Genomic DNA, 11,562 nt, shown 5'->3' with positions numbered 1-11,562 from the left:
TTTCGATAGCTATACTGTATTATTATACAAAAAAGAACAAATAGTAGTAAAACAATACGTTATTTCATGCATCCAAATTGAGAAATTTTGGAATACTTTCCAGAGAAATGCAACTGCTGAAAAGCAGGCAATGTTGATTTTTTCACTGTCATTTGATGGACTATATTTCTTGAGCTCAGTCAAACAGAGAAACCTCAAAAAGCCTGAGGAAAGAGAAGTACATTAAAAAATGCAACAATTCCTAAGCACAAAACCTCTTTAGCAACAAAAAAAAGAGGGCTCAATCTTACTAAAAAAAGCCCTTTCAATCCACTTGTCAGTGGACTGAAAGGGCGACAGAAATGGTCGTGTCCGGAAGTGTGGCTAGAGAGAGGAGAACTCTTTTACAGCAGGGAGTACGGGATGTGGGGCCTCAGAGAACCACCGTTCTATCCCGAAGCCCCTGTGGTTTTTCTTCTGTGGTATTCCAGCAAAAGCGTGTCGCAAGGACAGGAGAACAGGGCCTCCCGATCGTGGGGGTAATCAGCTTCTTCGCCTTCTTTGTATCGCGAGGCTAGGAAGCAAACAAGTACCAGAGTAAGTTACAAACGACGTAACATTTGAGTACAGCAAAATTTTCAAAAATCTTGAAAATTTCTGTTGACAAAATATTGCACGGATTTATTCTGTTTTTGTGGACAAAAGGCCACCCTCAAAAAGGTACAAATGCCAACCACAAATTCAAACAGCTTCAGTCACGGTTTCGGGAGGAACCCTCCATGGTCAAGACGGACAGCAACTATTCAGGCTACGCAAGGCACTGCTCGGAGGCCAATCTGCTCGACAAGATGGCGAAAAACAGGGGCCTTGGCAAAAGCTTCTTCAGAAAGCTTTTTGCGCTCTGGTATTCCTTCAGATCCCCCGACACCCCGGCCTGGGCCAAGGCAGTCATCATCGGAGCCCTCGGCTACTTCATATGCCCCGTGGACGCCACGCCGGATTTCATTCCCGGACTGGGCTACGTAGACGACGCAGGCGTCATCCTTACAGCCCTGACCACCATCTCCATGTATGTCACAGACGACATGGAAAGGAGGGCAAGACAGACTGTCGACAATCTCATGTAGCAATCGGTGGGGCACAAACGTCTGCCCCACCTGCCAACAAAAACGCTGCGCACAAGCGGAAGACACAAGCAGGAGAAATGTCCATATGGCAGAGACCATCGACTACGCCAGCAACTGCGCCGATTATGCGGACCACTACTCGGAAGAAGCGCTGAAGGCCAAGCTCTCGAAGACCAGGCGCCTTGGCCGCAAGCTTCTGAAGAGCGTTCTTGAGCTTGGCTACGCCTTCATGTCCCCGGACACGCCTGTCTGGGCCAGGGCCGTGATCGTCGGGGCAATAGGCTACTTCATTTCCCCTGCCGACGCAGTTCCCGATCTGGTCCCGGGTGTGGGCTACGTGGACGACGCGGCAGTCATAGCGTCGGCTCTGGCAGCGGTTGGCTCGAACATCACTGACGAGGTCGAGAACAAGGCCGAGAAGGCCGTGGACGATCTTCTGGGATAGGGCAACAGGGGCCCCGGGGAGTCGCATCACTGCGGCTCCCCTCCAAATGGCACGAAAGGGAGACATATCATGCCTCAAACAATAGATACTACAGCCTACACGAAAAGCTATTCCGAGGAGGGGCTGCACAACAAGATAGCCCGCAACAAGGGCCTTGGCAGGACTCTCCTTACAAAGGTTTTCGAGCTCTGGTACGCGTTCAGGGCGCCTGGCACCCCGGCCTGGGCCAAGGCCGTGATCGTGGGCACACTCGGCTACTTCATCTCGCCTGTGGACGCCATACCGGATTTCATCCCGGGCGCAGGATACGTGGACGACGCAGGCGTCATTGCCTCGGCTCTGGCAACCATTGCCCTCTATGTCACCGATGAGGTAAAGGCAAGGGCAGAGGAGGCCGTCAACAGGCTTCTGGGATAGGGGATGCCAGGGAAGGATCGCAACCGTAACGCCACAGATATGGACATCAGGGGAAGATCAGCATGAACAGAACAGACTATACGGCCTACGCAAGACATTTTTCTGTCGAAGAGCTTGCCCGCAAGCTCTCGGAAAACAGGGGGCTAGGCAGGACAATCCTCAGGAAGGTGTACGAACTCTGGTACGTTTTGAAGTCCCCTGCAACGCCGACCTGGGCCAAGGCGCTGATTGTCGGGGCCCTGGGATACTTCATCCTGCCCCTCGACGCGGTGGCAGACCTCATTCCAGGCCTGGGCTTTGTCGACGACATAGGTGTACTCGCCTCCACCCTCGCGACAGTCGCCACCTTCGTCACGGACGACGTGAAGGCAAGGGCTGACGAGGCCGTGGAGAACCTCCAGAAGTAGCCGGCGCATGGGGCAGGTCAGCCCGGGCAGAATCTACCCCGCGCATTGTTGCATATGTGTATGCAGATGCAAGGTACATTCGTTGACAAGGGAGCCAAACAACAGTAGGAACCCTTGTCAGGGAAATTTGCCCTTCGGGAGGAGAACGTCATGGACACCACAGAAATCAAGGCCATTCGCGAGGCGCTCAATCTCAGCCAGGACGACCTTGCCAAGATCCTGGGAGTTACCAAGACTTCCGTGAGCAGGTACGAACAGGGCCAGGCAAAGCCTGTGGAAAGCTCCGAGAAAAAACTCCTCTTTCTTCAGCAGGCGCTCGAAGATCCCGAACACAGGGAGGCCCTTCTGAACATGTGCAAGAACAAGCAGACAGGTCTTCCCGCAGCTGCCGGTGTGCTTGCCTTCATAAGCGCTTTGCCCATCATGCCATTGCCGCTGATGGGCCTGACCCTTTTCGGGATCATGAAGGCTCCCATAGGCAAGTCCTTTGCCGATATCGTCAGCAAGATGGCCGGCAACAAACCGGACAGGCAGTCGGACAGCCAGGAGGACAAGTCCGACAAAAAGTAGGAGAAACAAAACGGTCACAGACTGTATTTCTGACCTCCTGCTCATGGCTGAACTCCGAAGTCCGGCAACCTTCCGACAGAACAGGGGCCTGGCGGGCTTGGGTGCCATCATCGCAATTTCACATCAAAAGAACAAGCCAGAGCACGATCCAGAGGGCCCATGTAGCAGCCAACTCTTCCGGCGTTATTGTGCTTCCTGTGGGGCTACTCCAGGCAGGTTCTGCGTACGGGGAAAAGGGACCTGGGCGCAGCTGCCGCCAGCACAGCTTTCTGCATTGCCTTCAGCACTGCCTTCGGCTTCTGCCACCTTGCCTTCAGGCGCGTCACTGCCTGTTGCGGCGTCTGCCTCACCAGGGGTCTGGGAAGAAAGATCGCCCTCGCAGCTTGTGTCCAGGGTTGCGGCAGGGACGCTCTCATTCACCTGGTCGCTTGCGCCGGGAGCGGCAACGCCTGCATTCCCGACGTTCCTGGTTTGCACCACTGCGGGGTTGAGCTCAAAGCGTTCCATGGGCCTGCCGCTCTTGCCCTTCACGGTAATTGTGCGGATGTAGCCGTGTTCAACAAGGGCCTCGAGCGCCGTGTTCAGGGGCTTCATGGTGCGGAAAAGCGCCTGGCCCCTCAAAGACTGGAAGCACTCCCTGGCTGAGAAGACTCTCCAACTGTTGCGCGTGACAAGATCAAGGATCTTGCCTGCTGCCTCTGCCGGGCTTTCCTGAAGCATGAGCCCAAAGGCTGCCTTTGCGTGTTCGAAGAGAAGGTCTCCGAGAGCAAGGGCCTGTTCCATCTCTTCGGAGGAGACGACAAGATCGGTTCTCGGGTTGTCGCAAGAGACAAGGTGGAAGAGAGCGGCTATCCTCCCCACTGTCTCGTTTGCAAATGCTGTGGCCCACTCCTGCATGGGTGCATCGAGGCCCTCACAAAGCTTTTCTGCCTTGTCCCGATACCCAAGCCACATCAACTCGGCATCAGGGGAAAGGGTGAGCATGCGCGCCTCTTCGGGCGCATTCCAGGAAGCGGGCAAGAGACGCAAGACCCTCTCGAAGAAGGCATTGGCGACTTCCTTCTCCATCTTGCCTTCCTTCGACACCTTGCTGCCATTTGCAAAAGTTTGCGTCTCATCCGGCATGAAGTAGACAAAGTTCCTGGCAAGGCCCCTGGACTGCAGAAGCTTGACCTTCCGTGGATCCGCAAGGGCGCTTTTCTGCGGAGAAAGGGCCATGGTGAGCCTTGGCCGCATGTGGTAGACCCTGTCCTTCTTCTGCGCAGTGTAGGGTTCGGCATCCCATGCCTTTGCCACAAGCTCCTTCGCGGACCTTGAGGAGGCGGAGGAGAGGATGTCGAGGCAGTTGTCGTCAGCGCTTGCCAGGGTGAGTGTTTCGTGCTGCTCGTGCACGGTTTCCTCAAGCCCTGCCAGCGTGTCCGTCACAAGCCGGGGGAGGATGGTCGAATTCCTGAGGCTCATCTCAAGGTCGGTCAGTTGCGTGAGCAGTGCCTCGAAGGCTTCCCCGTTTCTTGCCACCTGGGCGTTCTGGGCTTCCCTTGCAAGCTTGCGAATGTTCCTCCTTGTGATCATCTTGCGCAAGTTTTCCCTGGTGATGATGGGCTCGACTTCACGCGCCTGGGCCTGCTCCCACCTTGCTATGGGGCCAAGGCATGTCTTGAGGGAAGCACGCTTGCGGCTTTGCGAGGGCAGGGGAGACATAATGAAGAGATTGGTTGGCTGGATAGTGCTTGTTCCGTAGAGTTCGACACTATAGGTGCTCTGGGCGCAGGTAGCGACTGCGGCCAGAGCGTTGGCAAGGACGCTCTCTTCGGAAACCTGCATTTCGCTGGACAATCCGCGGCAGAAATCCCCGAGAACAGGGGGAAGCTTTGTGCAGTCGAGCCTCGGGAGTTTCTGTGTTGCGAAGGGGACTGGCGTTGTCCACTCCGCAACCTTTGTCTCCAAAGCCTCTGAAGGCGCAGTGGAACTGCCCTTCGCGTCAGGCCTGACACTCTTCCGTGCACTCGCGCCGGCCTTCTTCCTGCCTGAACTCCTGGTCTTCCTGCCGGCCTTCTTGCCAGACTTGTTGTCAGCCTGCCCTTCCTCCACGCACGGTACAAAATCTACTGTCAGGATGCTGTCATCCATTTCGGAAGCCCCGAGGCCTTCCTTGTCAGGGGTCGATATAACCATAGGATCTCCATTGTCGGTTCTGTTGCCTGTTCTCTTTGCGTTCCCGGTCCCGGGCTTCGCTCCTGGCTTACGCCAGATCTTCCCATCCTGCCTCAAGTCCGCAAAAACAGCCACGATTGCGGTTGGCAGACAGGAAGACCCACCTTTCAACAAGGTGTACAGGAGGAAAAACTGCGACCAGGGAAGCATCCCCAGCCATGCCACGCTGTCAGGGTTGAAGGACTTGCAACCACGTTCATGCATGGCACAAAAAAATTTGACATCTTCGAAATAATGCAGAACCCAAATATTGTCAATCCCTCTCCCAAAAAATCCGAATGTCGCATCATAAGTTATAAAAATCACTTGATTTCAAATAGTTGCGTTTTTCTACCCGGTGAATTTCCGAAAATATCTCTCGTCAAAAAGCATGCCAGTATAAGGACAAGACCAGATTCCCTGTCCCGAAGCCCTTCGTTTCGGCCAGGATACAGCCGGGGTTTGTCCTTTGATCCGTCAGTCTGCTTGAAAACGCATGCCATGTTTTCTCTTGCAAGGACAGACCAAGAGGGACAACCGTCTAATTCCCCGGGGCCCGGAAAGCATCCCATGCAAGGTGAAGTCCCTGACAATCCGACCAGACCGCATTTCCTGGCGCAAGGAAGCATCCCCTGTTCTTTTTCGGGCTGTTCCGGGGTTTTTTCGCATGATACGGCGCCAGGAATGCAGGGAAGGGCAATGCCTTTTCCCGTTCAGAGCACTCTTTCATGGACAAAAGTTGCTCGGGATGTGGCAGGCATATTGCGGGGCAGGGCATTTCAGCTGCTTTATTCCTGCAAACAGGTCCACAAGCAGTTTTGAGGGGATGTTGGCGAAACACCAACGCCCGCTCCTGCGACTGCCTAGCCTTGGGAGTTCCCATGAGCGAGAACAACAACCTCCCTTCTCTTTTGCGCGATGACACCATCTGCGGGGTAGACGGCATTGTCCGCGTCCGGCGCGAGGGAATAGCGAGCATGGCACAGCACTGGCACGCCTGCTTGAAAGCATGGTGTTCATCGCAGGCTGCGGCGCCCTTGGCGGTCACGTTGCCGCTCTTTTGGCGCGCCTTGGCATAGGCGCCCTTCGCCTGTGCGATCCCGGCGTCTTCGAGGAGAGCCATATCAACCGCCAGTGCTTCTGCACAGAGCAGACCCTGAGCCGGCCCAAGGTCCTTGCCTGCAGGGATGGCCTGCTTGGCATGGCCTCGCACATGGAGATAGACGCGCGTGAAGTAGCAGCGGATCCGGAGAACCTGCCTGAGCTTTTGTTCGGCTGCGACGCCGTGGAGAATTACCTGGACTCCATACCCAGGAAGAAGATGCTCGAGGAGGCGGCCTGCGCGAAGGGAATTCCCTTGTGCAAGCTATTCTTGGCAACGAGGGCTTCGCCTTCGGGGCCGAGCCGGAAGTCATGCGCCTCGCAGGCCTGTACCCCTCATCCTGCCAGGCAACGAACCGGCCGAAGGGCAGGGGAGTCTTGCGACAGCTGCCTCTGGTACAGCCTGCCGTCAGGACTTTCTGCACGTCACCAAAACAAAGCAAAGGGCCAGACTCTAGGAGACGAAGCGTGGCCCTTTGCATTCGGAAGGAAGGTTGCGGCAGACAAAGGGAGCAGGTCTGCCGCAGCCGGTCGTATGAAGGTTAGAGGGTTGATGGGGGATTAGAACTCGTAGCGGAACATGCCGAACACGCCGTGACCAGTGGAGTTCTGGCCTGCCTGCAGGGTGTAGTTCACGCCAACGCTCATGTTGTCGTTGCCGAATTCAAGACCAACACCACCCTGCCAGGTGAAGTAGTCCATCATCTGCGTTTCCAGTTCGGCCGAAATCGGCACATCACAGAAGCGCACGTCTTCCTTGGCCTTGATGTCGCCAGCAGCAGGAATGACGGTGAAGTCAACGCTGGGCTTGAAGTACCAGTCGTTGTTCATCTCGAGTTCCTTGCTGAAGGTGATGCCCACAGGGAAGGTCCAGATGTTCTGCTGGAAGCCGTCGCCCTCGAGGATCGTACCCATGGAGGAATCCACGTCGTAGCCCCAAGTATTGATGCTCATGTAGCGGGCGCCAACATGGGGGATGAAATCGAGGTACTGGGTCTCGAGCTTGTACTCGAAGCGCAGGCCGGCGCTGATGGCAGATGCCTGGATGTCGGCCTCAAGGTCACCCATACCCATACGATGATCAACGTCCTGGTCCACGGAGTTCCAGGTGGAAGTGTAGGAAACGTCGGCCATGACTGCGAAGTTCTTGTACTCCCAGCCGCCGTAGGCGCCAACACCCCAGAAGGTCATGGAATTGGTAGTCTCGCTCAAATCGCCACCGGCGCTTTCGGCATAGCCGCCACCGATGTTGAAGATGAGACCAGCGCGGATGTTGTTTGCCCAGGTGTAGTCGGCACCAAGGGAGATGCCGCCGAGGTTGGCATTGTAGCCGTAGTCAAGGTTTCCGGCTTCCATGCCGAAGCCTGTCTGGTTGGACCACAGGGGAGCGATCCAGAGGGCCAGACCGAGAGCCTTGTCGTCCACAAGCTTGCCGTCCACGTTCATGGCCTTTGCGCCATTGTCAGGATTGGCAAAGCCCAGACGGTTGACAACCGCGTTGGTTGCAGCGTCGGAAGCCATCTTGGTCATCTGCGGCACAGCGCCTGCAAAGGCGATGCGGGCAGCGCTTTCGATGGTGGAGGCAGCAGCCTTTCTGTCACCGGCAAGATAGCGATCCCCATGGGTAGCACGGCGGAGGAATTCGCTACCAGCGCCCTTTCCCGTAGTATTGAGTCCCTCGATATAGTATTGGTTAACCAGAGAGGCCATCTCATCGCTCAGATCGGGGTAGACGTCCCTGGCATTCTGGGCATCAATCTTCAGACTGTTAGTGGTGTTGTCGTATGAGGCTGTCAGCATGGGCGTGTCGGTGGTGACGCTATCCCATCCCGCAACAGTATCCATACCTTGAGCAAAGCCGTCGCCAAAGATGACTACGTTCTGGCCATGCTGGACGTTGACGGCGTGCAGCTGGGCTCCCTCGGCAACACTTGCAGTTGCTGCTCCGGGACCGGTTACTGTGCCATACGTAAAGGCTTGACCCTTATCCAGAGCTGAGCTGTCCACAATAAGCATGGAATCTGCACCAAAGGCAACAGCGTTATCGCCGAGATCAACAGTACCCGCAGCAAGCTTGCCGTTGGCCTCTGCAAGGTTCAGAGTCTTGTTGGTGTAATAGGCTGTTCCCTGATGTCCGGCAGCGGCCTGCTGTGCTTGAGCCAACGTTGCACCATCAGTGCTTCCGTGCACAAACAGGGTATTGCCATTCAAATCGAGGTTCTGGGTGAGAGAAGATGCTCCGTTTTCATCATTGCCAAACTGACCGACCTGAACGAGGGAGTCCTCGGCAGTAATAGAGTTACCGGGAATCCATTGACCTGCCCTGACAGTGTCTTCGACCAATGTGGTTGTGCCGTTAACTGTCAGCGTATCAGCATCAATATAAACCGTACCTACAGTTGAAACCAAGTTTCCTTCGAAGGAGACAGTACCAGTGTATTCATCGGTACCTGCGGTTAGGAGTAAGTTGGCCTCTTCGCCTGTAGTCAAGCCATTCTTAAAAGTCAGGCTCTTGTCAGCGATCACTTCACCCTGACCAGTTACTTTGCCCGTAACGGTAACGGCACCACTACCTTCAGCTTCTGTAGCCTTGGTAGTAAAGGTACTTCCGTCAGCCAGGTCAATGTCTCCAATAAGGGCTGTGCCATTTGTTGTTACAGAACCATTGTTGACAGACAGCTTATTCAGGACCTGATTTGCGTAAGGGGCAATAGAACCTGTAGTCAGGTGGGCACCATCTACCCAAACAGTGTTATCACTTGTAGCTGTAGAAATCTCACCAATTTCAAATTTCGCATTACCATTACCGAAAACTTGAAGTGTAGCAGTTTTTCCATTGCCGGCATTCATGGACACTTGGCCCAAAGAGCCAGTGTTATCCTTGGTTAGATCGCCAAGGGTAACAACGCTAGTTTTACCATCAGCACCGCCAAGAGCACTACCAATGCGCAAACCACTTGTTCCCCCATTGCTATTCATGACAAGTGCATTGTTTTCACTATTTGCCTCAAAGCCTGCAAGATTGAGATTTCCCTTGGCAACAAGTTGATCTGTTGTATCAGTCAGATGGATACTCTTGAATGCACCTTCTATGCCGCTACCATTTTGAACACTTGTAACATCAGCTGTATAGGCAGTTGATGTTATGCCAGAGTCAGGATTATAGGCAATGTGATCTCCAGCTCCACAATCAGTAGTCTCAATATCGCTGATTGTTATATTGCCAAAGTTCATCAGACCATTTGCTCCAGCACCAAGAAGACTTTCTTTGATGCTTGTCAACTCATCTGTAGTGAATTCACCACCATCAAGACCATTGATCTTGTAGATGGCTCCATCTTCAAGTGATGCTTGAGTTAATCCTTCTTTGACAGTGTTGTCTGCGTCCAGAATAACGTCCTTGTTGACAGCAAATGTGCCAAGGCCTCTGACATCAACTTTTCCGTTACCAGTCCAGCTTTGCGTGATGGATAGTGTGGCAGCTGTATTTTCAGCAGCTACTGTTATTGTAGCACCAGTATCATTTGTAAGTGCAGCGATTGTAGTTGAACCATCGTTGATATTAACTGAACCTGCATTGTAAAGATCATTAGCTGTACGATCTTCACCAGCATAGTTGTCAACGATGGCATTTGTTCCGGTGAAGTCTATTGTTTGATTGGCACTATTATAAATACCACCGCCGGATTCGCCTGCCCAGTTGTCATGAACATCGATGTTCTCAAGCTTGAGTTTGTTGACAAAAGAAGCCCCATTTTGATCGACGTTAGCAATTGCACCACCAATTTTGCCAGCTTCATTGCCACTGAATTCACTCATGGCAACTGTCATCTTGCCGGCGTTTGTTATGGCACCGCCTTGCTGCACATCGCCGGTTAAAGCTGTATTGTTTGTGAAAGTGCTTCCCGTGATATTGACAACACCTTCGGTTCCCTGCCATATGGCGCCACCGTTGCCACCATTATTGCCGTCAAATTCGGAATTGACGATATTGATGGTGCCTTCCTTGTCCGTTTTCCCGGACACGTTGGAGATGGCGCCACCCATGCCTGTACCGGCAGAGTTGTTTACGAATCTACTGCCAGTAATATTGACTGTACCATCATAGTTATTGATGGCACCTGATTTGGCACTGGTGTTGCTCTCAAATGTCACACTATCAAGAGTAAGCGTAGCATCAGTGCTATTGTAGATAGCACCACCAGCAGAGATCGCGTTATTTCCAGTGAAGTCTTTTCCACTGATGTAGGCAGTACCATCGTTCCACAGGGCGCCACCAAAGTTGGCTTGATTTCCTGTCAGAGAGACATCATTGAGAGTGAGAATGCCTTTGGCTCCGTTCTTGTCATCACTATTGTAAATGGCACCGCCATATCCAGAAGCCTCATTGCTACTGATGACAACATTAGAAATAGTCGTTGTGCCCCAGTTTTCCAGCTGTGCACCATTTCCCTCTGTCTTCAATCCACCTGTAAGTGTACCACCTGAAAGAGAGAGTTTATGCTTTGCACCCTCTGCCAGTTCTGAGACTCTATCAGCAACAGTTACTTCAATTTTACCAGTAATAGTAGATTTTTCAACATTTACATTAATACCAACTGCATCATATGTATCATAAAGACCATAATACACATCAAAAGCAATACCCCCATCCTTTGCAATAATTGTTGAATTACTAATAGTAATATCTCCGTAATTATTGCTCATAATATACGGGCTACTACCTTGGAGATTTGTACCGTCAACAACCATATTTTCCAATGTGAGGTTGCTGTAGTTTTGGAGTACCATCAAGAATCGTCCGGAAGCCTCAGATGAAACATTTAAATTTCCGTTTTTTAAAGTAATAGTACTGTCTTTAAGCAATTGGAAGAGCTGGGATTTTGTTTTTTCAGAACCAGCAGGATCCTTGTAGGCAGTATATGTATGACCACCAAAATCAATGGTTACATCGTGATTAGAGGGAAATGACACGCCCACGCCTTGGGAAATATCCTGCCCTACTGTGATTGCACCATCGTGTGTGGCCTCAGTTACTGCATTGAGCAACTCTTCTCCACTCATAACTGTTGTGGCCTGCGCTACGCCTGCCCCACCCATAACCAGCATGCTGGCCACTGCCAGCGAGCCAAAGGTGTTGAGCAGATGGCACTTCTTCAGCACTGCCCTATAACGGTTGAGCAGATTGCCAATAGCTCCCTTTGTCTGTTTCATATGAACCTTTCCTCTCTGTTACCTTGCGGATTGAGTCAGCGCTCGGAATACAGTCCCACGACTTCCAAAGCCCTTTTCACCTGAAAACGGCTTCAGGAGCCGATTTGCG

The 11,562-nt window shown here is 52.9% G+C and carries 8 protein-coding genes; 6 read left to right on the top strand and 2 right to left on the bottom strand.

Translation table 11 applies throughout. From position 1 onward, the window contains the following. The first annotated feature begins 758 nt into the window (after nucleotides 1-758). The 5 genes from B5F76_RS02355 (at nucleotide 759) to B5F76_RS02335 (ending at nucleotide 2,945) form a co-directional block, all read left to right on the top strand. On the top strand, nucleotides 759-1,106 hold the full coding sequence (locus tag B5F76_RS02355) for a YkvA family protein (protein WP_087350474.1): 348 nt from the start codon (nucleotides 759-761) through the stop codon (nucleotides 1,104-1,106). An 85-nt stretch (nucleotides 1,107-1,191) separates the two neighbouring features. Then, complete coding sequence (locus tag B5F76_RS02350; RefSeq protein WP_162608635.1) at nucleotides 1,192-1,551, top strand: YkvA family protein; 360 nt, start codon at nucleotides 1,192-1,194, stop codon at nucleotides 1,549-1,551. Between the two features lie 69 nt (nucleotides 1,552-1,620). After that, a complete protein-coding gene (locus tag B5F76_RS02345; RefSeq protein WP_087350468.1) occupies nucleotides 1,621-1,968 on the top strand; it encodes a YkvA family protein in 348 nt (115 codons plus the stop codon). Between the two features lie 62 nt (nucleotides 1,969-2,030). Further along, nucleotides 2,031-2,375: a YkvA family protein gene (locus B5F76_RS02340; protein ID WP_087350466.1), complete on the top strand. Its 345-nt coding sequence runs from the start codon at nucleotides 2,031-2,033 to the stop codon at nucleotides 2,373-2,375. A gap of 150 nt (nucleotides 2,376-2,525) precedes the next feature. Further along, on the top strand, nucleotides 2,526-2,945 hold the full coding sequence (locus B5F76_RS02335) for a helix-turn-helix domain-containing protein (RefSeq protein ID WP_087350463.1): 420 nt from the start codon (nucleotides 2,526-2,528) through the stop codon (nucleotides 2,943-2,945). A gap of 183 nt (nucleotides 2,946-3,128) precedes the next feature. Here B5F76_RS02335 and B5F76_RS02330 read toward each other — a convergent pair whose 3' ends face one another. After that, a complete protein-coding gene (locus B5F76_RS02330; RefSeq protein ID WP_162608634.1) occupies nucleotides 3,129-5,120 on the bottom strand; it encodes a DUF3987 domain-containing protein in 1,992 nt (663 codons plus the stop codon). 946 nt (nucleotides 5,121-6,066) lie between these two features. On the opposite strand from B5F76_RS02330, the gene B5F76_RS02325 reads away from it, so the two are divergent. After that, nucleotides 6,067-6,804, top strand: coding sequence for a HesA/MoeB/ThiF family protein (locus tag B5F76_RS02325; RefSeq protein WP_342633801.1), 738 nt, complete (start codon nucleotides 6,067-6,069; stop codon nucleotides 6,802-6,804). On the opposite strand, the gene B5F76_RS02320 is transcribed toward B5F76_RS02325, so the two are convergent. Continuing rightward, complete coding sequence (locus B5F76_RS02320) at nucleotides 6,801-11,453, bottom strand: autotransporter domain-containing protein (RefSeq protein WP_087350453.1); 4,653 nt, start codon at nucleotides 11,451-11,453, stop codon at nucleotides 6,801-6,803. The genes B5F76_RS02325 and B5F76_RS02320 overlap by 4 nt on opposite strands. Nucleotides 11,454-11,562: the final 109 nt, after the last annotated feature.

Source organism: Desulfovibrio sp. An276 (assembly GCF_002159665.1).
Lineage (GTDB): Bacteria > Desulfobacterota > Desulfovibrionia > Desulfovibrionales > Desulfovibrionaceae > Desulfovibrio > Desulfovibrio faecigallinarum.
Note: the sequence above shows the minus strand (reverse complement) of the source record. Positions and strands in the feature narration are given on the sequence as shown.